General features: G+C 72.6%; 22 protein-coding genes. 13 read left to right on the top strand and 9 right to left on the bottom strand.

What is annotated here, in order from left to right; all coding sequences use genetic code 11:
• Nucleotides 1-108: 108 nt before the first annotated feature.
• Entirely contained in the window at nt 109-1,311 is a 1,203-nt protein-coding gene (locus ACE3QY_RS04385; RefSeq protein ID WP_374454778.1) for a C39 family peptidase, read from the top strand.
• A gap of 3 nt (nt 1,312-1,314) precedes the next feature.
• Here the strand turns inward: ACE3QY_RS04385 and ACE3QY_RS04380 are convergent, their stop codons facing one another.
• Nucleotides 1,315-2,832, bottom strand: a complete 1,518-nt coding sequence (locus tag ACE3QY_RS04380) for a molybdopterin-dependent oxidoreductase (protein ID WP_374454777.1) — start codon at nt 2,830-2,832, stop codon at nt 1,315-1,317.
• A 37-nt stretch (nt 2,833-2,869) separates the two neighbouring features.
• Here ACE3QY_RS04380 and ispF point away from each other — a divergent pair, with 37 nt between their 5' ends.
• A complete protein-coding gene (gene ispF, locus ACE3QY_RS04375) occupies nt 2,870-3,349 on the top strand; it encodes a 2-C-methyl-D-erythritol 2,4-cyclodiphosphate synthase (protein ID WP_374454776.1) in 480 nt (159 codons plus the stop codon).
• A complete protein-coding gene (locus tag ACE3QY_RS04370; protein WP_374454775.1) occupies nt 3,349-4,032 on the top strand; it encodes a 2-C-methyl-D-erythritol 4-phosphate cytidylyltransferase in 684 nt (227 codons plus the stop codon). Before ispF ends, ACE3QY_RS04370 begins: the two co-directional genes overlap by 1 nt.
• On the opposite strand, the gene ACE3QY_RS04365 is transcribed toward ACE3QY_RS04370, so the two are convergent.
• Nucleotides 4,013-4,516, bottom strand: a complete 504-nt coding sequence (locus ACE3QY_RS04365; protein ID WP_374454774.1) for a 2-C-methyl-D-erythritol 4-phosphate cytidylyltransferase — start codon at nt 4,514-4,516, stop codon at nt 4,013-4,015. The genes ACE3QY_RS04370 and ACE3QY_RS04365 overlap by 20 nt on opposite strands.
• An 80-nt stretch (nt 4,517-4,596) precedes the next feature.
• Nucleotides 4,597-5,082 carry a CarD family transcriptional regulator gene (locus ACE3QY_RS04360; protein ID WP_056602200.1) on the bottom strand — a complete coding sequence of 162 codons (486 nt, stop codon included), beginning with the start codon at nt 5,080-5,082 and terminating at the stop codon, nt 4,597-4,599.
• A gap of 158 nt (nt 5,083-5,240) precedes the next feature.
• On the opposite strand from ACE3QY_RS04360, the gene ACE3QY_RS04355 reads away from it, so the two are divergent.
• The 3 genes from ACE3QY_RS04355 to ACE3QY_RS04345 are packed head-to-tail and all read left to right on the top strand — an operon-like array spanning nt 5,241 to nt 7,174.
• Complete coding sequence (locus ACE3QY_RS04355; RefSeq protein WP_374454773.1) at nt 5,241-5,939, top strand: UbiA family prenyltransferase; 699 nt, start codon at nt 5,241-5,243, stop codon at nt 5,937-5,939.
• Nucleotides 5,940-5,960: 21 nt separating this feature from the next.
• The gene (locus tag ACE3QY_RS04350; RefSeq protein ID WP_374454772.1) at nt 5,961-6,434 is read left to right on the top strand and encodes a hypothetical protein; all 474 of its coding nucleotides are present in this window, start codon (nt 5,961-5,963) and stop codon (nt 6,432-6,434) included.
• Nucleotides 6,431-7,174, top strand: a complete 744-nt coding sequence (locus ACE3QY_RS04345; protein WP_374454771.1) for a phosphoglyceromutase — start codon at nt 6,431-6,433, stop codon at nt 7,172-7,174. The genes ACE3QY_RS04350 and ACE3QY_RS04345 overlap by 4 nt, the downstream gene beginning before the upstream one ends.
• A gap of 21 nt (nt 7,175-7,195) precedes the next feature.
• Here the strand turns inward: ACE3QY_RS04345 and phoU are convergent, their stop codons facing one another.
• Nucleotides 7,196-7,846: a phosphate signaling complex protein PhoU gene (gene phoU, locus ACE3QY_RS04340; protein ID WP_374454770.1), complete on the bottom strand. Its 651-nt coding sequence runs from the start codon at nt 7,844-7,846 to the stop codon at nt 7,196-7,198.
• Between the two features lie 120 nt (nt 7,847-7,966).
• Here phoU and ACE3QY_RS04335 point away from each other — a divergent pair, with 120 nt between their 5' ends.
• The 3 genes from ACE3QY_RS04335 to ACE3QY_RS04325 all read left to right on the top strand — a co-directional run bounded on the left by ACE3QY_RS04335 (nt 7,967) and on the right by ACE3QY_RS04325 (nt 10,874).
• Nucleotides 7,967-9,196: a sensor histidine kinase gene (locus tag ACE3QY_RS04335; protein WP_374454769.1), complete on the top strand. Its 1,230-nt coding sequence runs from the start codon at nt 7,967-7,969 to the stop codon at nt 9,194-9,196.
• Nucleotides 9,193-9,870, top strand: coding sequence for a response regulator (locus ACE3QY_RS04330; protein ID WP_374454768.1), 678 nt, complete (start codon nt 9,193-9,195; stop codon nt 9,868-9,870). Before ACE3QY_RS04335 ends, ACE3QY_RS04330 begins: the two co-directional genes overlap by 4 nt.
• A gap of 83 nt (nt 9,871-9,953) precedes the next feature.
• Nucleotides 9,954-10,874, top strand: a complete 921-nt coding sequence (locus tag ACE3QY_RS04325; protein WP_374454767.1) for a DMT family transporter — start codon at nt 9,954-9,956, stop codon at nt 10,872-10,874.
• Between the two features lie 4 nt (nt 10,875-10,878).
• Here the strand turns inward: ACE3QY_RS04325 and ACE3QY_RS04320 are convergent, their stop codons facing one another.
• The 4 genes from ACE3QY_RS04320 to ACE3QY_RS04305 all read right to left on the bottom strand — a co-directional run bounded on the left by ACE3QY_RS04320 (nt 10,879) and on the right by ACE3QY_RS04305 (nt 14,044).
• Nucleotides 10,879-11,385, bottom strand: coding sequence for a YbjN domain-containing protein (locus ACE3QY_RS04320; RefSeq protein WP_374454766.1), 507 nt, complete (start codon nt 11,383-11,385; stop codon nt 10,879-10,881).
• 7 nt (nt 11,386-11,392) lie between these two features.
• Nucleotides 11,393-12,649: a D-inositol-3-phosphate glycosyltransferase gene (gene mshA / locus ACE3QY_RS04315; RefSeq protein ID WP_374454765.1), complete on the bottom strand. Its 1,257-nt coding sequence runs from the start codon at nt 12,647-12,649 to the stop codon at nt 11,393-11,395.
• A gap of 100 nt (nt 12,650-12,749) precedes the next feature.
• Nucleotides 12,750-13,121, bottom strand: a complete 372-nt coding sequence (locus tag ACE3QY_RS04310) for a hypothetical protein (protein WP_374454764.1) — start codon at nt 13,119-13,121, stop codon at nt 12,750-12,752.
• 38 nt (nt 13,122-13,159) lie between these two features.
• Entirely contained in the window at nt 13,160-14,044 is an 885-nt protein-coding gene (locus tag ACE3QY_RS04305; protein WP_374454763.1) for an RNase H family protein, read from the bottom strand.
• A gap of 25 nt (nt 14,045-14,069) precedes the next feature.
• Here ACE3QY_RS04305 and ACE3QY_RS04300 point away from each other — a divergent pair, with 25 nt between their 5' ends.
• Both ACE3QY_RS04300 and ACE3QY_RS04295 read left to right on the top strand, forming a co-directional pair.
• Nucleotides 14,070-14,822 carry an SDR family NAD(P)-dependent oxidoreductase gene (locus ACE3QY_RS04300; protein WP_374454762.1) on the top strand — a complete coding sequence of 251 codons (753 nt, stop codon included), beginning with the start codon at nt 14,070-14,072 and terminating at the stop codon, nt 14,820-14,822.
• A 20-nt stretch (nt 14,823-14,842) separates the two neighbouring features.
• Nucleotides 14,843-15,532 (top strand): aspartate/glutamate racemase family protein, encoded by a 690-nt coding sequence (locus ACE3QY_RS04295; RefSeq protein WP_374454761.1) that lies wholly within the window; start codon nt 14,843-14,845, stop codon nt 15,530-15,532.
• Nucleotides 15,533-15,541: 9 nt separating this feature from the next.
• Here the strand turns inward: ACE3QY_RS04295 and ACE3QY_RS04290 are convergent, their stop codons facing one another.
• Nucleotides 15,542-16,411 carry a hypothetical protein gene (locus ACE3QY_RS04290; protein WP_374454760.1) on the bottom strand — a complete coding sequence of 290 codons (870 nt, stop codon included), beginning with the start codon at nt 16,409-16,411 and terminating at the stop codon, nt 15,542-15,544.
• Nucleotides 16,412-16,540: 129 nt separating this feature from the next.
• On the opposite strand from ACE3QY_RS04290, the gene ACE3QY_RS04285 reads away from it, so the two are divergent.
• Entirely contained in the window at nt 16,541-17,935 is a 1,395-nt protein-coding gene (locus tag ACE3QY_RS04285) for an OFA family MFS transporter (protein WP_374454759.1), read from the top strand.
• Complete coding sequence (locus ACE3QY_RS04280; RefSeq protein WP_374454758.1) at nt 17,932-18,057, top strand: hypothetical protein; 126 nt, start codon at nt 17,932-17,934, stop codon at nt 18,055-18,057. The genes ACE3QY_RS04285 and ACE3QY_RS04280 overlap by 4 nt, the downstream gene beginning before the upstream one ends.
• Nucleotides 18,058-18,067 lie beyond the last annotated feature (10 nt).

Genomic DNA, 18,067 nt, shown 5'->3' with positions numbered 1-18,067 from the left:
ACGAAACTCCCCACAGTCCCCGGGGACATTTTCGTGAACATTGGCCGTAGTCGGGGGCGGTCGTGTGACTCCTGTGACGGGTGGGTTTCCAGCGGTTATCGTCGTACGGTGCTCCGACGCCCCGCCAGCGCCCTCGCCCTCGCCCTCGTGGCGCTCCTGCTCCCCCAGGCGCCGACCGCGACCGCCGCGCCGGCGTCCCGCGCGCGGGCGATCCCGCAAGTCGCGCTGACCTCGTGGAGCAGCTACGCCGACTTCAAGGCAGGCAGCCGCAGCGGCCTCAAGCTCGGGCGGGGCAACGTCTCGCTGCTCAAGCCCAAGCGCCGCACCGTCGCCGGCCGCTCCTACGACGCCGGCAGCTGGACCTCGCCGTGGGCGACGCCCGGCTTCGGCGCCACCGCCCTCGTCCCGACGTGGGAGGCCACGACGCCGGGCAAGAGCCTGGTCCGCGTCGAGGTCCGCGGCCGCGCCGCAGACGGCACCACCGGCACGTGGGACACGGTCGCCGACTGGTCCCGCCTCAACAAGCGCCTGCCGCGCACGACGTACTCCGGGCAGTCCGACGACCTCGGCCGGGTCAGCGTCGACACCTGGTACGCCACCTCCTCGGTCGCCTCCTGGCAGGTCCGGGTCACGCTGCTGCGACCCGCGGGCACCACCCAGCCGGTGAGCCTCGAGCGCGTCGGCGCCGTGGCCAGCGCGGACGCGGCGGCCGCCCGACCGACCTCGCAGCCCGGTCCGGGTGCCGGCACGGTGCTCCCCGTCCCGACGTACTCCCAGATGGTGCACTCGGGCCACTACCCCCAGTGGGGCGGCGGTGGCGAGGCGTGGTGCTCGGCCGCCTCGACCGCGATGGTGCTCGCCTACCACGGCGTCGCGCCCGCGCCGAGCGGGATCACACCGGGCCACGCGGACGCCACCGTCGACCACACCGCGAAGATGGTCTACGACCACGGCTACGACGGCACCGGCAACTGGGCCTTCAACACCGCCTATGCCGCCACGCTCGTCGCGGGCGACTCCTACGTCACCCGGATGCGCGACCTGCGCGAGGCCGAGGACTACATCGTCGCCGGCGTCCCGCTGGTCGTGTCGATCGCGTTCGCTCGCAACCAGCTCACCGGGGCGCCGATCTCGTCGAGCAACGGCCACCTGCTCGTCATCGTGGGCTTCGAGCCCGACGGCGACGTGGTGGTCAACGACCCCGCCGGCGCGACCAACGCAGCCGTGCGCCGCGTCTACGACCGGGCACAGCTCGAGCGGCTCTGGATCGCGGCCTCCGGCGGGACGGCGTACGTCATCCGCAACGGCTGAGGGTCAGCGCGCGCTGATCTCGATCGTGTGCAGCCCGGTCGCGCCGTCGGGGTCGGGAGCGCGTACGACACTGGTCTGGGTGTCGCCGTCCTCGCCGATCGCCCGCACCCGCACCTCGTGGTCGCCCTCCGGGACGTCGACGGTGACGGCCCACTGGACCCAGGTGTCGACTGAGGGGACCGTGCCGAGCTCCGCGCGCTGCCACGCGCCTCCGTCGACCTGCACCTCCACGGCCGCGATGCCGGTGTGCTGGTGCCAGGCGACACCGCCGATCGAGACCCGTCCTGCCTCGACCTCGTCGCCCGAGCGGGGCACGTCGATGCGCGAGGCGATCTTCACGGGCCCCTCGGCCGACCAGCCCTTCGTCGTCCAGTAGCCCACCGCCTTCTCGAAGGTGGTGACCTCCAGGTCGACGACCCACTTGGTGGCCGAGACGTAGCCGTAGAGGCCGGGCACGATGGTGCGCACCGGGAAGCCGTGCTCGATGGGCAGCGGGCGGCCGTTCATGGCGACGGCCAGCATCGCGTCGCGCTCGTCGGTGAGCACCTCGAGCGGGGTCGCGCAGAACCAGCCGTCGTGGGAGGTCTGCAGCACGCAGTCGGCCTCGTCGCTGATGCCGAGCCCGGACAGCAGCGACGCCAGCCGTACGCCGCTCCAGCGGGCGTTGCCGACCAGCCCGCCGCCGACCTCGTTGCTCACGCAGCTGAGGGTGATCCACGACTCGGTCATCGGTCGCGCGACGAGCTCCGCGAAGGTCAGCACCAGCTCGCGCTCGACCAGCCCGTGGATGCGCAGCGACCACTCCTCGGGCTCGATGGTCGGCTTCGCGATGGTCGTGTCGATCAGGTAGAAGTCCTCGTTCGGCGTCTGCCAAGGAGCGATGCCGGGCAGCCCGAGCGAGGTGTTCGCAGGCGGCTGGCGTCGGGTGACGCCGGGGATGCGGAGCAGGCGACGGCTCACCTCGACGTGGCGGCGGCCCGCCCCGACGAAGCGGCCGGCCACGGCGATGCCGAGCGAGGCCAGCGAGACGACCCCGGCGACCGCCAGGAACACCCGGCGCTCGCGCGACTCGAGGTCGGGGCGCCGCTGCCCGCGGCGCAGCGCGTCGGTCAGCGCGGAGTGCACGGTGATCCAGGTCAGCAGCCCGACCGCCACCGGCAGGGCGTCGACGGGACCCGCGCCCCGCTGCGTCACCACGGCGACCAGCCCCAGCGCGGCCAGCGCGGTCCACAGCGGGATCGGCAGCCACCACGACCGTCGGGCCAGGACGCCCACCCCGGCGAAGCACCCCAGCAGGAGCACGAGGATCCCGGCGACCAGGGCCGGCTTGTCGAGGTGGCCCAGGACCGAGATCGCCCGCTCGGCGACGGAGCCGGGCGTGAGCCGGATGACCAGCTCGGCGACCGCGACCACGGGCGACTCACGGATGGTCAGCACCATGGCCGTGGCGTAGCTGGTGGCGAGCCCGGCGAGGCCGGCGATGATGCCGGCCAGCGCCCAGGGCGGGCGGCGAGTGGTCACGGGTCCATTCTTGCCTCCCCTCGGGCATGATGCCGACGTGACCTCCACCGGACCCCGCATCGGCATCGGAACCGACGTCCACCGTCTCGTGGAGGGTGTGCCCATGCACCTCGCCGGGCTGGCATGGCCCGACGAGCCGGCCGGGCTCGACGGTCACTCCGACGCCGACGTCGCCGCCCACGCCGCGTGCGACGCCCTCTTCTCCGCTGCCGGCCTGGGCGACCTCGGCAGCAACTTCGGCACCGCCGAGCCCGAGTGGGCCGGCGCGTCGGGCGCCGCCCTGCTGGCGGAGACCGCGCGCCGCGTGCGGGCCGCGGGCTGGGAGATCGGCAACGTCGCGGTGCAGGTGATCGGCAACGTGCCCAAGCTGGGGCCGCGCCGCGACGAGGCGGCCACCGCGCTCTCCTCGGCCGTCGGGGCGCCCGTCAGCGTCTCCGCGACCACGACCGACGGCCTCGGCCTCACCGGCCGCGGCGAGGGCGTCGCGGCGATCGCCACCGCCCTGGTCAGCCGCTGATGCCCGCTGCCGTCGTCATCCTCGCCGCCGGCTCCGGCAGCCGGGTCGGGGCCGAGGTCAACAAGGTCCTGCTGCCGCTGCGTGACGTCCCCGTGCTGGTGTGGTCGCTGCGCGACGCCCTCACCCTCGACGACGTACGCCGCCTCGTGATCGTCGTGCGGCCGGAGGACCGGGAGGCCGTGGCGCAGGCGGTGGCACCGCACCTGGGCGACCGCGAGGTGCTGGTGGTGGACGGCGGCGCCACCCGCCACGCCTCGGAGTGGGCCGCGATCCGGGTCCTCGCCGACGACATCGCCGCGGGCGAGGTGGACGTCGTGGTCGTGCACGACGGCGCCCGGCCGCTGGCCGGGCCCGGTCTCTGGCGGCAGGTCGTGGACGCCGCCCGCGAGACTGGGGGCGCGATCCCCGTCGCCGCGGTGACCCACCTGCTGCACGCCGACCTGACGCCCGTCACGGAGGACGTGGGCGGGGTCCAGACGCCGCAGGCCTTCCGGGCCGCCGAGCTGCTCGCGGCCTACCGGGCCGCGGCGGAGGACGGCTTCGAGGCCACCGACACTGCGGGCTGCGTGGCTGCCTACCGCGACCTCGCGGTCGCCGCGGTGCCGAGCAGCGCCCTCAACCTCAAGGTGACCTTCCCCGAGGACGTCGCGCTCGCGGTCGAGCTCAGCCCGCCGCGGTCGTGAGCGCGTCGAGGACCTGCACGTCCTCGGGCGAGGAGACGCGCCGCCCCTCGGGCGGCGCGGTGAGGGTCTCGGCGGGCTGACCCGCTGCGGCCAGGTCGGCCACGGCCAGGACCAGGTCGACGGACGGCCGCGCGGCCATCGTGGCCAGCACCTCCGCAGGGATCACCAGGGGCGAGGCGACGGCCACCAGGTCGTCGCGGTCGAGCGTGGCGCCGACGCGGTGGTCGGCCACGACCTTGACGGTGTCGGTGACGGGGCGCACGCCGACCACCGGCCGGCCGGTGGACCGCGCCTGCTCGAGGCAGGCGGCGATGAAGGCGGGCGGGGTCATCGGGCAGAGCGAGTCGTGGAGCACCAGGTCCTCCCCCGCCGCGACGATCGCCTCCCAGGTCACCGAGGCGTCGACGATCCGGACGCCGGCCTCCCCGAGCGCCCAGGCCGCGCACGCCACCAGGGCCTCGCCGTGGATCAGGGCGAAGGGCAACGAGCCGCGCTCCTCGTCCAGAACGAGACCGAGGCCCCCGGGATCGTCGTCCCAGGGGCCTCGGTCGGTGTCGTTGCTGCTCAGGAGGCGAGCACCTCGTCGAGCATGGCCTCGGCCTTGTCCTCGTTGGTCTTCTCCGCCAGCGCGAGCTCGGAGACCAGGATCTGGCGCGCCTTGGCCAGCATCCGCTTCTCGCCCGCCGACAGGCCACGGTCACGCTCGCGGCGCCACAGGTCGCGGACGACCTCGGAGACCTTCATGACGTCGCCGGAGTGCAGCTTCTCCAGGTTGGCCTTGTAGCGGCGCGACCAGTTGGTCGGCTCCTCGACGTGGGCCGCGCGCAGCACGTCGAAGACGCGGTCGAGGCCCTCCTTGTCGACGACGTCACGGACGCCGACGAGGTCGAGGTTGCAGGCCGGCACGCGAACGACCAGGTCCTGCTGGGCGACAATCCTGAGGACGAGGTACTGCCGGTCCTCTCCCTTGATCGTCCGCATCTCGATGTCCTCGATGACCGCGGCCCCGTGATTGGGATAGACGACCGTTTCGCCAACGGTGAAAGTCATATGTTCAGTTCCCCTTCCTAGGTGTCCATTCTAACACGGGTTCGAATGGGCTCCCGACGCGTTTGCGCAGGTCAGAGGCCACATCCGGGCTTGACAGATGGCATGTCCCTGTGGTGCGACCCACGTCACGAGGTGCCCCGTGGGACATACTTCGGCCCATGCCGACGCCCCCTGCGCTGCTCCTCGTCCGTGCCGCGCACCCGCGCCAGGCGATCGCCACCGCAGCCGCCGTGGCGACGGCGGCCGCGGTCGCCGGGCGCCCGCTGCGCGAGGTGGGGCTCGTGGCGGCGACGGTGCTGGTCGGGCAGGCGGTCCTCGGGCTCGCCGACGACCTCGCCGACCGCGGGCGTGACCAGCGGCACCGCCCCGACAAGCCGCTCAGCACCGGGCGGCTGGACCCCGGCACCGTGTGGTTCGCCCTCACCTGCGCGGTGCTGCTCGTCGTGCCCCTCGCGGTCGCCCACGGCCGCAGCGCCGGGCTGGCGTACCTCTCCCTGCTCGTGGTCTCCGCCGCCGGTGACTGGCTCCTCCACGCCCGCCCCGTGTCGTTCCTGCCGTGGATGGTGAGCTTCTCCTTCTACCCGGCCTTCCTCGCCTACGGCGGCTGGGACGGGGTCGGTACGTCGACGCCTCCCACCGCGGCGATGATCGGACTGGCCGCCGCGCTGGGTCTCGGCGTGCACCTGCTGGTCGCGCTCCCGGGGCTGGTGCACGACCACGAGGCGGGCGAGCGCTCGCTCCCGCTGGTGCTCGCGCTGCGCATCGGCACCCCCCGACTGCTGGTCGCGGCCGGCGTCTACACCGCCCTCGTCGTGGTCGGGATCCTGATCGCAGGGCGGAGCGTCGGGCTGACCTGAGCCGACGCTAGGCTGTGGGCCATGCAGCTTCGACCTCTCGCGACCGCCGCAGCGGTTCTCGCGCTCGCCGTTCCGCTGTCCTCGTGCGGATTCGACTACGCGACCGATCGTGACTACACCCCGGCCGGCGGCGCCAACAACCGCGAGGGCGACGTCGACGTCCTCTCCGCCGTCGTCGTGTCCGCGGCCGAGGGCTCGGGCACGTTCGTGGCGTCGCTGTCCAACAACGACCCCGAGGCCGAGCAGAGCTTCACCGGCGTCTCGGGCGACGAGGGCACCACCGTCGAGGCCGCCGAGTTCGAGCCCATCACGATCGCGCCGGGCGGCCTGGTCAACCTGGCCGACCCCGCCGCCGACGTCGTGCTGACCGGCGACTTCACCGCCGGCGACTTCGTTCCCCTCGCGCTCGACTTCGGCAACGGCGAGCGGGTCACGATGAAGGTCCCCGTCGTCGCCGACGACTCCGGCTACTGGGAAGGCATGGACGCGTCATGACCTACACGCTGGTCCTGCTCCGCCACGGCGAGAGCGAGTGGAACGCCAAGAACCTGTTCACCGGATGGGTCGACGTCGCGCTCACCGAGAAGGGTGAGGGCGAGGCGGTCCGCGGGGGCCAGCTGATCCGCGAGTCCGGCGTGCTCCCCGACGTGGTCCACACCTCGCTGCAGCGGCGCGCCATCAACACCGCGGCCCTCGCCCTCGACGCCGCCGACCGCCACTGGATCCCGGTCAAGCGGTCCTGGCGCCTCAACGAGCGCCACTACGGCGCCCTGCAGGGCAAGGACAAGAAGCAGACGCTCGAGGAGTACGGCGAGGAGCAGTTCATGCTCTGGCGCCGCTCCTTCGACACGCCTCCCCCGCCCCTGGACGACTCCGACGAGTACTCCCAGGCCGGCGACCCACGCTACGCCGACCTCGGCGACGAGCTGCCGCGCACCGAGTGCCTCAAGGACGTCATCGCGCGCTTCCTCCCCTACTGGGAGGCCGAGATCGTGCCCGACCTCGAGTCCGGCAAGACCGTGCTGGTGGCCGCCCACGGCAACAGCCTCCGCGCGCTGGTCAAGCACCTCGACGGCATCTCCGACGAGGACATCGCCGCCCTCAACATCCCGACGGGCATGCCGCTGGTCTACCGCCTCGACGAGTCGCTGAAGCCGACCGTCGCCGGTGGCGAGTACCTCGACCCCGAGGCCGCCGCCGAGGCCGCGGCCGCCGTGGCCAACCAGGGTCGGTAGCCACCACGCCGACGACGTACGTCAGTCGCGCGCCGGCACCTCGCCGGTGACGACGAAGACCACGCGGTTGGCGACCGACACGGCGTGGTCGGCGATGCGCTCGTAGTAGCGACCGAGCAGGGCGACGTCGACCGCGGCCTCGACGCCGTGCTGCCAGTCGTTGGACAGCAGCTCGGTGAAGCTCCGGCGGCGCAGCTGGTCCATCACCTCGTCGTCGCGACCGAGCTCGATGGCGGCGTCGACGTCGCGGTCCACGATGATGCTGCGCACGCGGCGCACCATGTCCTCGGCCGTGGCGGCCATCTTCTCCATCGTCGGGCGCAGCTCGTCGGGCACCGCCACCGACGGCACGCGCAGGCGGGCGATCTTGGCGACGTGCACCGAGAGGTCGCCCATCCGCTCGAGCTCGCTCACCATCCGCAGCGCCGAGACGATGACCCGCAGGTCGCCGGCCACCGGCTGCTGGAGCGACAGCAGCGAGAACGCCGTGTCGTCGACGCGCTCGCGGGCGGCGTCGATCACCTTGTCGTTGCTGATCACCTGGTCGGCGGTGTGCACGTCACCGGTCATCAGTGCCTTGGTGGCCTCGCGCACGGCGACCTCGACCTGTCCGCAGATCTCGGAGAGGTCGGCGAAGATGCCGTCGAGCTGGTCATGGAAAGCCTCACGCATGCGGGCACTGTAGGCAGCCGAAGCGAACAGATGTGCGTGCCCGATGAACGGCGCGTGAACACTCGGGGCCGGGCGTCCAACGAGGCTGGTCGCGGCCGCGCGATGCGTACGATGGTGAGCGTGGATCCGACGATGCAGGCCGGGTTGGCCGCGATCATCGGGGCCGTCGTGGCCGGTGGTGCCGTGCTCGCCTGGCACATCAGCGACCGCCAGCGCCACACCATGCCAGCGGTGGAGGAGCCGGTCGTGCAGGCCGGCGTGGCCGCCGTGCTCAGCATCCTGCGCTCCAGCGCCGTCGTCGTCGACGAGTCCGACCACGTCCTCAAGGCGTCCGCACCGGCGTACGCCTTCGGGCTGGTGCGCGGCAACACCCTCGTCGCCCCCGAGCTGCTCGACATGATCGCGCAGGTCCGCCGGGACGGCCAGATCCGCGAGAGCGAGCTCGACCTGCCCGCCGCCGACGGCGGCACGGCACGCACGCTGACCGCCCGCGTGGCGCCGCTGGGCTCCCGCCTGGTCCTGGCACTGGTCGAGGACCGCACGCGCGAGCGGCGCGTGGAGGCCGTGCGGCGCGACTTCGTGGCCAACGTGAGCCACGAGCTCAAGACCCCGGTCGGCGCGATCCGACTGCTCGCCGAGGCCGTCACGGACGCCTCCGACGACCCCGAGGCCGTGCAGCGCTTCGCGACCCGGATGCTCACCGAGAGCGACCGGCTCTCGCGCCTGGTGCAGCAGATCATCGAGCTGTCCCGCCTCCAGGGCCACGACCCGCTGGAGACGCCGGTGATGGTCGACCTCGACGCTGCCGTCGCCACCGCCGTCGACACCAGCGCCATGGAGGCGGCCGCCAAGGAGATCAGCGTGGAGTCGCGCGGTGAGCACGGCCTGGAGGTCTTCGGCTCCCAGGAGCAGATCGGCGCCGCGATCAGCAACCTGGTCGCCAACGCCGTCGCCTACTCCAACCACGGCTCGCGGGTCGTGGTGACCACCCGCTCCGAGGGCGAGCAGGTGCAGATCTCGGTCGTCGACCAGGGCATCGGCATCCCGGCCGAGGACATCGACCGCATCTTCGAGCGCTTCTACCGCGTCGACCCCGCCCGCCACCGGTCCACCGGCGGCACCGGCCTCGGCCTGGCGATCGTCAAGCACGTCGCAGCCACCCACGGCGGCGACATCTCGGTGTGGTCCGTGCAGGGCCAGGGCTCGACGTTCACCCTCACGCTCCCCCGCAACTCCCAGCCCGGCTCGGGACGGACCACCACGCCCGTCGAGGTCGTCGTGCCCCCGAAGCCGCAGCCCGCCACCCCCGAACCCACCACCCGCACGAACCAGCAGGAGATCCACAGATGACCCGCGTACTCGTCGTCGAGGACGAAGAGAGCTACAGCGACGCGCTCGCCTACATGCTCCGCAAGGAGGGCTACGAGGTGGCGATCGCCGCCGACGGCAACACCGCCCTCACCGAGTTCGACCGGTTCGGTCCCGACATCGTCCTGCTCGACCTGATGCTGCCCGGCGTCCCGGGCACCGAGGTGTGCCGCCAGATCCGGCAGTCGTCCTCGACCCCGGTGATCATGGTCAGCGCGAAGGACGACGAGGTCGACAAGGTGGTCGGCCTCGAGCTCGGCGCCGACGACTACGTCACCAAGCCGTACTCGCCCCGCGAGCTGGTCGCCCGCATCCGCGCGGTGCTGCGCCGCGGCCAGGAGCCCGACCTGATGCCCGACACCCTCGAGGCCGGTCCGGTCCGGATGGACGTCGAGCGCCACGTCGTCACCGTCGACGGCACCGAGCAGCGCCTGCCGCTCAAGGAGTTCGAGCTCCTCGAGATGTTCCTCCGCAACCCGGGGCGGGTGCTCACCCGCGGCCAGCTCATCGACCGGGTCTGGGGCTCCGACTACGTCGGCGACACCAAGACCCTCGACGTCCACGTGAAGCGGCTGCGCGCCAAGCTCGAGCCCGACCCGGGCGAGCCGAGGTACCTCGTCACCGTCCGCGGGCTGGGCTACAAGCTGGACCTCTGAGCCTGCTCAGGCTCGGCGGGATCTCGGCGTACGGCGTCCGAAATGCGCTGGCCGGTCGTCATGACCGTCCGTAGCCTTGACCCGTGACGACGACGACCGACGCCCCCCGCACCGGCACCACCTCGGCGCCCGCTTCCTGGCTCCCGCTGGCGGCCTGTGGCGTCACGCTGGTCATGTGGGCGTCGGCCTTCGTCGTCATCCGCCACGTCGCCCACGACGTCAGCCCGGGGGCGCTGGGCGCCGGCCGGCTGCTGGTGGCCGCGCTCGTCGTGCTGCCGCTGGTCCTGCGCAAGGGCTGGGTCCGGCCGACGCTGCGCGAGTGGGGTCTCCTCGCCCTGGGTGGCGTCGGCTGGTTCGGCATCTACAACCTCGCCCTCAACGCCGGCGAACGGCACGTCGACGCCGGCACCGCGGCGATGATCATCCAGATCGGCCCCGTCATCGTGGCGCTCCTGGCGGTGCCGCTCTTCGGGGAGCGGATGCACCGGTGGCTGCTGGCGGGGATGGTCGTGGGCTTCGCCGGCGTCGCAGTCATCGCGCGCGGCTCGACCACGGACGCCGGAGCCAGCGTGCTCGGCGTGGTGCTCGTGCTCGTCGCCGCGGCGATGTACGCCGTCGGCGTGCTGACCCAGAAGGTCCTGCTCCGCCGCATCCCCTCGGTGCAGGTCGTGCTCGTGTCGTTCCTGATGGGCGCGGCGACCTGCCTGCCCTTCGCGACCGACCTGCCGGGCATCGTCGCGGACGGTGGCGCCGAGCTGTGGTGGATCGTCTACCTCGGCGTCCTGCCCACCGCGGTCGCCTTCACCACGTGGGCCTACGCGCTGACGCACACCGACGCCGGCAAGCTGTCCCTCACCACGTTCCTCGTGCCGGGCATCGCGACCGTGATCGCGTGGCTGCTCATCGACGAGGTGCCGCCGTCGCTGACCTTCCTCGGCGGCGCGCTCGCGATCGTCGGCGTGCTGATGACCCGGCGCACGCCGGTCGTGCGCGCCCAGCCTTGAGGGTCTAGGGCTGCTGCGGGTCGGGGTCCGACCCGGCCTCCAGCCAGCCGCGGAAGGCCTCGAGGTTGCGGGTGGACTCGCCGCGCGAGATCCGCCACTCCCACTCCTTGCGGATCGAGGTGGCGAAGCCGAGCTCGAGGATGGCGTTGAACGACTCGTCGGCGTTGGCCAGCACGGACCCGAGGACCCGGTCGAGCTCGTCGGGGTCGACCGCAGCCAGCGGCAGCCGGGCCTCGAGGTAGATGTCCCCGTGGCGGTCCACCGCGAAGGAGACGGCGTACATCCTGAGGTTGCGCTCGAGCAGCCAGCGGTGGACGCGCGCGTGGTTCTCGTCGGGGTTGCGGCACACGAAGGCGTGCACGCCGAGCGCGTGCGACCCCACGTCGAGGCGGACGGGGGTCTGGAGCTTCTTCTCCCCCGGCAGCGTGAGCGAGAACGACCCCTCGCCGATCTCCTCGTGCTCGATCCCGTTGTCGACCAGGTAGGCCCGCAGGACCTCGACCGCGCTCATGCGGTCATCATGAGGCAAGCTCGGTCCGCATCCGGCCACTGGCCCGGGAGTAGGCCTCGAGCGTCCGCTCCGCGGTGCGCTCCCACGAGAACTCCTGGGCGTGCGCGACCGCGCCCGCGCCCAGTCGCTCGACGAGGACCGGGTCGTCGATCAGCCGACGCAGGCTCGCCGCCCAGTCGCGGGGCTCGTGGGTGTCGACCAGCAACCCGCTGACGCCGTCCTCGACCACGGTGGTCAGCCCGCCGACGGCCGCGGCCACCACGGGGGTGCCGCTCGCCTGGGCCTCGACGGCGACGAGGCCGAAGGACTCGTTGTACGACGGCACGGCGACGGCCGTGGCCGCCGCGGCCCACACGGCCAGCTCGTGCTGGGTCACCGGGGGGACGAAGCGCACCACGTCGGCGATGTCGAGGTCGGCGGCGAGGTCGGCCAGGGAGGTGGGGTGCTCCAGCCCGGAGCCCGACGGACCGCCCACGACCGGCACCACGAGGCGGCCGCGCAGCGAGGGGTCCTGCTCGAGCAGCACGTCGACCGCCCGCAGCAGCACGTCGGGCGCCTTGAGCGGCTGGATCCGGCCGGCGAACATCAGCACGACCGCGTCCTCGGGCAGGTCGAGCTCACGGCGGGCCTCCGCGCGGTCGCGCGGCGTGAACACCGAGAGGTCGACGCCGGGGTGGATCACCTCGACGGCGTCAGGGCTGGCGCCGTAGAGGTCGATGAGCTGGCGGGCCTCGGTGTCGGTGTTGGCCACCAGCAGGTCGGCCGCCTCCACGACCTGCTCCTCCCCGATCACCCGGGAGACGGGCTCGGGGGTGTCGCCCTCGGCGAGGGCCTCGTTCTTCACCTTGGCCATGGTGTGCATCGAGTGCACGAGCGGCACGTTCCAGCGGTCGCGGGCGAGCGCCCCGACCTGGCCGGAGAGCCAGTAGTGGGAGTGCACGGCGTCGTAGTGGCCGAGCGGCTGCATGGCCTCCGCACGCAGCACCTCGCGGGCGAAGGTGCACAGCTGGCCGGGCAGCTCCCCCTTGGTCAGGCCCTCGAAGGGACCCGCCGCGACGTGGCGCACGAGCACGCCGTCGGCTGCCTCGACGACCTGCGGGAGCTGGGAGGACGTGGCCCGGGTGAAGACGTCGACCTCGATGCCCTGGGCGGCGAGCCGCTTGGAGAGCTCGATGACGTAGACGTTCATGCCCCCGGCGTCGCCCGTGCCGGGCTGGTCCAGGGGTGAGGTGTGCAGGCTGATCATGGCCACCCGCTCGCCCACGCTCGTCTCCTTCGGTCTGCGTCCACGTACCCCGAAATGGACACCTAGGGCACAACCTCGTGAGCCGCCCGGAGATTCCCGGGCGGTCGTGTGACGTACGTCAGCGGGCGTGGGCGCCGGCCGGGGGACGCCCGGGGGCGCGGCCGCGGCTGCGGAGCAGGGCGACACCGCCGAGGAGCGCGGCGACGGCCCCCCAGAACCCGTCGTACCACGGGGTGTCGGACATCCGGAACGCCTCGATCAGCGAGAGCACGAGGAGCGCGGACGCGAAGGCGACGACGACGCGCATCGCCACGGCGTCGCTCTTCACCAGCGTGCTGCCGAAGGCGGCGGCGGCGAGGAGCAGGGCGGCGAGGCCGACGAAGTGCAGGGTGCTGGGCAGCGGGTCACTGCCCCCACCGAGGAGGGCGTGGAGGATCCACAGCACACCGCCGAGAAGTGCAGCTGAGGCAGCAAGCTTTGCGGGGGGCATCGGACGAGTGTGCCACGAGGGCCGGGGTGAGACCTACCTCACGGTTCGTCGGTGCCCTGGTGGAAGCGCGCCTGCCACTGCCCGCCGCTGCGCACCCACAGCGTGCTGCGCAGGGTGGAGCGCTCGTCGGTCGTCGTGCGCCACAGCAGCAGGATCGTGTCGGGGCCCAGCCGCGAGGTCGAGACCACCTCGAAGCCGACCGGCTCGATCGGGCCGATCTCGTCGAGGATCTCGTCGCGGGTCCAGAGACGGCCCGACCGGCCGACCTCCTGCCAGTCCGGGTGCAGCAGCGCGGCCACGGCGGCCCGGTCCGAGCGGACCTCGTCGCCCAGCAGCGAGCGCTCCAGCGCGACGACGTGCTCCTCGTCGGTGGGTGTCGGCTCGCCGCCGAGGTCGCTGAAGAGGTCGGGCTCCTCCTCGACCTGCCCGACCGTGGCGGCCGGGTGCGCGGTGCTGCTGCCGGTGAAGCCGGGGCCGGCGTCCGGCTCGACGCCGCGCTGGTACGCCGTCGCGGCGGCGTTGGCGCGCTGGTCGGCCGCCTCGTTGAGCTCATGGCCGGCGTGGCCCTTGACCCACTCGAAGCGGACCCGGTCCCTGCGTCCCTCCATGGCCGCGTCGATCGCCTTCATCAGCTCGACGTTGAGGACCGGCTTGCCGTCGCTCTTCTTCCAGCCCTTGCGCTTCCAGCCCGGCATCCACTTGGTGACCGAGTCGATGACGTACTTGCTGTCGCAGAAGACGTGGAGGTCGTCGTCGAGGTGCGCGGTCTGCTGGAGCAGGTCGAGGACGGCCATCAGCTCGCCCATGTTGTTGGTGCCGTGCTTCCAGCCGCCGGAGGCCCACCGGGCGTCGTCGACGTACCACGCCCAGCCGGCCGGGCCGGGGTTGCCGAGTGCCGAACCGTCGGCCGCCGCGATGATCACGGGGACATCTTGGCAGGATGGATCCATGAGCCTGGAGCAGACCCGCCCCCGCACCGCCGTCGTCACCGGCGCCTCGAGCGGCATCGGCGCCGCGACCGCCCGCGCCCTGGCCGCGCAGGGGTTCCGCGTCGTGTGCGCCGCCCGGCGCACGGACCGGATCGCCGACCTCGCCGACGAGATCGGCGGCGAGGCGATCACCTGCGACATCACCGACGCCGACTCGGTGGCAGCGCTGGCCGCGGCCGTGCCCGAGTGCCACGTGCTGGTCAACAACGCCGGCGGCGCGGTCGGCACCGACCGCGTGGACGGCGCCGACCTCGACGCGTGGCGCTGGATGTACGACGTCAACGTGCTCGGGCTGGTCCGGGTGACCAAGGCGCTGCTGCCCGCGCTCCGGGCCAGCGGTGACGGCGTGATCGTCAACGTCGGGTCGACCGCGGGCCGCTGGGCCTACGAGGGCGGTGGCGGCTACACGGCGGCCAAGCACGGCGTGAAGGTCGTGACCGAGACGCTGCGCCTCGAGCTCAACGGCGAGCCGATCCGGATCACCGAGGTCGCGCCCGGCATGGTGCGCACCGACGAGTTCTCGCTCGTGCGCTTCGGCGGCGACCAGGAGAAGGCCGACGCCGTGTACGCCGGCGTGGACCAGCCGCTGGTCGCCGAGGACGTCGCCGACGCCATCGCCTGGGTCGCCACCCGGCCCTCCCACGTCGACATCGACGAGCTGGTGATCAAGCCGCGCGCCCAAGCAGCGGCACACAAGGTGCATCGGTCCTGAGTCGTGGGAGACTGCCGCGCGTGAAGACCATCGGACTCGTCGGCGGGATGAGCTGGGAGAGCAGCGCGGCCTACTACCGCGACCTCAACCTCGGGATGCGCGAGCGCCTCGGCGGGCTCTCCTCGCCCAAGCTGGCGCTGACCACGGTCGACTTCGCCGAGGTGACCCACCTCGAGGACGAGGAGCGCTGGGACCAGGTCGGCACGCTGCTCGCCGACGCGGCCCGCGGGGTCGAGCGGGCAGGTGCCGACTTCCTGCTGCTCTGCACCACCACCTTCCACAAGGTCGCCGACCAGGTGGAGGAGGCCGTCGACATCCCGGTCCTGCACCTCGCCGACGTGGTCGCCGAGGCCGTGAAGGCCTCGGGCGTGACGACCGTCGGGCTGATCGGCACCAAGGTCGCCATGTCGGAGTCGTTCTTCGTCGACCGGCTCGCCGGCCACGGGCTGTCGGTGATCGTGCCCGACGAGCACCACCACGACGTCCTCAACGACGCGATCTACGAGGAGCTGGTGCACGGCGTGGTGCTGCCGCGCACCCGCAGCCGGGTCGTGTCGATCATCGAGGAGCTCTGGGACGCCGGAGCCGGCGGCGTGCTCCTCGGCTGCACCGAGCTCGAGCTGCTGGTCAAGCAGGCCGACGTCGAGCTGCCGGTCTTCCCGTGCACCACGCTCCACGTCCAGGCCGCGCTCGACGCGGCGCTCGCCTAGAGCGGGTGGTCAGAGCGGGATGCCGCGGGCCGTCGCGAGCCAGCGCAGCGCCGTCCACGCCGGCGACCGGAGGTCCGTGGCGCCGGCCTCCGGCGGCAGCGGCACCGCGAGGACGCGCGAGCGGGCGCCCTCGGTGCTGAGGAGCAGGTCGCGCCCCGACAGCGCCACTCCCTCACCCTGGTCCTGCGACGGCAGGTCCCAGGACGACACCTCCTGCCACGAGGGGAACGCGGCGAGGTAGGCCCGGGAGTAGGTGCGCACCACCACGCCTCCCCCGCCCGGCAGGAACGTCGCGTCGGTGACCAGGCCCGGCGCCTCGCCGACCTCCTCCAGTCGGTTGGGCCGGTCCGGGCTCAGCCGCAGCGGAGCGGCGTACACGGTGCCGGCGAAGACGCCCTTGGTGATGACGTGGAGCCGCCCCGTCAGCGGGTGGCTCACCAGGGCCTCGGCGTCGCGCGGGCCGTCGGGGTAGACGAGCTCGTAGGACTCCGGGGTGGTGGTCAGATCGCCCCTGCCGACGGGCACCCGCAGCACGTCGACGGAGTCGCGCACGTGGCGGTTGTCGCCGATGTCGCCCACCCACACGTGCGCCCGGCCGGCCGGCGCGAGCGCCTCGACGTCGAGCGGCTCCGGGGTCCACGACGTCGTGCCGGCTGTCCTGCCCGTGGCGGGGTCGACAGCGAAGACCCGTCCGGAGTCCCCCGAGTCGTTGGTGGTCACGACCAGACGGTCGACCACCGCGAGACCGCTCGACTCGACGATCTCGGGGTCGCCGAAGCGGAACGCCGTCCGGTCGGCGGCACCCGGCGGTCCGGCGGCGGCGCCCATCAGGAACGGCGCCGCGACCACCGCAGCCGCCAGCAGAGCCCGTCCCCTCACGCCCACACGGTAGCCGCGCGCCGGTGGCCGTCGTCGTACGACCGCTCGCCGCAGCCCATCCCTAGGTGTGGATGACAGGTCAACCACCCGTCCGTACCGTGACGAGGGTCCTCTCGGGAAAGGATGCGCATGTCGCGTCTCGACAAGCAGGCGATCGTCGCACGCCCGGGCTACAGCCGCTGGCTGATCCCCCCGGCCGCCCTCGCCGTCCACCTCTCCATCGGCCAGGTCTACGCGTTCTCGGTCTTCAAGAACTCCCTGGTCGCCAGCTTCGACACCAGCCTCACGGCCATCGGGTGGGTCTTCTCGCTGGCGATCGTGATGCTCGGCCTGTCCGCTGCCGTGCTCGGCACGTGGGTCGAGCGGTCCGGGCCACGCAAGGCGATGCTCGCCGCCGCCCTGTGCTGGGGCGTCGGCTTCATGGTCGGGTCGGCCGGCATCGCCAGCGGGCAGCTGTGGCTGCTCTACCTCGGATACGGCGTGATCGGCGGCATCGGCCTCGGCATCGGCTACATCTCGCCGGTCTCGACGCTGATCAAGTGGTTCCCGGACCGGCCGGGCCTGGCCACCGGCATGGCGATCATGGGATTCGGCGGCGGCGCCCTCATCGCCTCCCCGCTGTCCAACCGGCTGATGGCTCTCTACGACCCCGACTTCGTCTCCACCGAGCCGGGCGCCGTGGCCTCGGGCACCTCGCTGGCGCAGACCTTCGTCACGCTCGGCGTCGTCTACACCGCCTTCATGCTGGTCGGCGCCGCCCTCGTCCGCGTGCCACCCGGCCACGGTGACGACGACACCGCCGAGCACTCCCCCGGGTCCAACGGTGCGCTCGTGCGTGCGTCGCAGGCGATCCGCACGCCCCAGTTCTGGTTGTTGTGGGTGGTGCTGTTCTGCAACGTGACCGCGGGCATCGGCATCCTCGAGCAGGCCGCCCCGATGATCCAGGACTTCTTCCGCGAGGGCGGCGAGAGCTCGGTCTCGGCGGCCGCCGCTGGCGGGTTCGTCGGCGTGCTGTCACTGGCCAACATGCTGGGCCGCTTCGTGTGGTCGAGCCTCTCGGACCACATCGGGCGCAAGCCGACGTACGTCATCTACCTCGGCGTGGGCCTGGTGCTCTACCTGCTCCTCGCCCTCTTCGGCAGCAGCTCCACCGTCGTCTTCGTGGCCCTCGCGGTCGTGATCATCTCCTACTACGGGGGCGGCTTCGCGACCGTGCCGGCCTACCTCAAGGACCTGTTCGGGACGCTCGAGGTCGGCGCCATCCACGGCCGCCTGCTCACCGCGTGGGCCGCCGCCGGCGTCGCCGGACCGCTCATCGTCAACGGCATCCTCGACTCCGTGGGCGAGCCGGGCAACCTCGTGGCCGCCGACTACCGCCCCGCCCTGCTCACCATGGTCGGCGTGCTCGCGGTGGGCTTCCTGGCCAACCTGATGATCAGGCCGGTCGCCGAGACGCACTTCGACGAGGACGCGCACGCCGCCGACGACGACCACGCCACCGACCGGCAGGAGGCCACCCGATGAGCACCGACGAGACACCCACGAGCCCGGTGCAGGTGGGCCTGGCCTGGCTGCTGGTCGGCATCCCGCTGGCCTACGGCCTGTGGCAGACCCTGGTGAAGGCCTCGGCCCTCTTCACGGGCTGACAGCTCACCG

Source organism: Nocardioides sp. (assembly GCF_041913365.1).
In the GTDB taxonomy this organism is placed as follows: Bacteria; Actinomycetota; Actinomycetes; order Propionibacteriales; family Nocardioidaceae; genus Nocardioides.
The sequence above is the reverse complement of the archived record's forward strand: the minus strand, read 5'-3'. Positions and strand labels throughout refer to the sequence as shown.

Excerpts from the sequence above, each read along its gene's own strand:
- ACE3QY_RS04370 (WP_374454775.1), top strand. The coding sequence starts at position 3,349 with ATGCCCGCTGCCGTCGTCATCCTCGCCGCCGGCTCCGGCAGCCGGGTC.
- ACE3QY_RS04360 (WP_056602200.1), bottom strand. The coding sequence starts at position 5,082 with ATGACTTTCACCGTTGGCGAAACGGTCGTCTATCCCAATCACGGGGCC.
- ACE3QY_RS04355 (WP_374454773.1), top strand. The coding sequence starts at position 5,241 with ATGCCGACGCCCCCTGCGCTGCTCCTCGTCCGTGCCGCGCACCCGCGC.
- ACE3QY_RS04350 (WP_374454772.1), top strand. The coding sequence starts at position 5,961 with ATGCAGCTTCGACCTCTCGCGACCGCCGCAGCGGTTCTCGCGCTCGCC.
- ACE3QY_RS04345 (WP_374454771.1), top strand. The coding sequence starts at position 6,431 with ATGACCTACACGCTGGTCCTGCTCCGCCACGGCGAGAGCGAGTGGAAC.
- phoU (WP_374454770.1), bottom strand. The coding sequence starts at position 7,846 with ATGCGTGAGGCTTTCCATGACCAGCTCGACGGCATCTTCGCCGACCTC.
- ACE3QY_RS04330 (WP_374454768.1), top strand. The coding sequence starts at position 9,193 with ATGACCCGCGTACTCGTCGTCGAGGACGAAGAGAGCTACAGCGACGCG.
- ACE3QY_RS04320 (WP_374454766.1), bottom strand. The coding sequence starts at position 11,385 with ATGAGCGCGGTCGAGGTCCTGCGGGCCTACCTGGTCGACAACGGGATC.
- ACE3QY_RS04310 (WP_374454764.1), bottom strand. The coding sequence starts at position 13,121 with ATGCCCCCCGCAAAGCTTGCTGCCTCAGCTGCACTTCTCGGCGGTGTG.
- ACE3QY_RS04300 (WP_374454762.1), top strand. The coding sequence starts at position 14,070 with ATGAGCCTGGAGCAGACCCGCCCCCGCACCGCCGTCGTCACCGGCGCC.
- ACE3QY_RS04285 (WP_374454759.1), top strand. The coding sequence starts at position 16,541 with ATGTCGCGTCTCGACAAGCAGGCGATCGTCGCACGCCCGGGCTACAGC.
- ACE3QY_RS04280 (WP_374454758.1), top strand. The coding sequence starts at position 17,932 with ATGAGCACCGACGAGACACCCACGAGCCCGGTGCAGGTGGGCCTGGCC.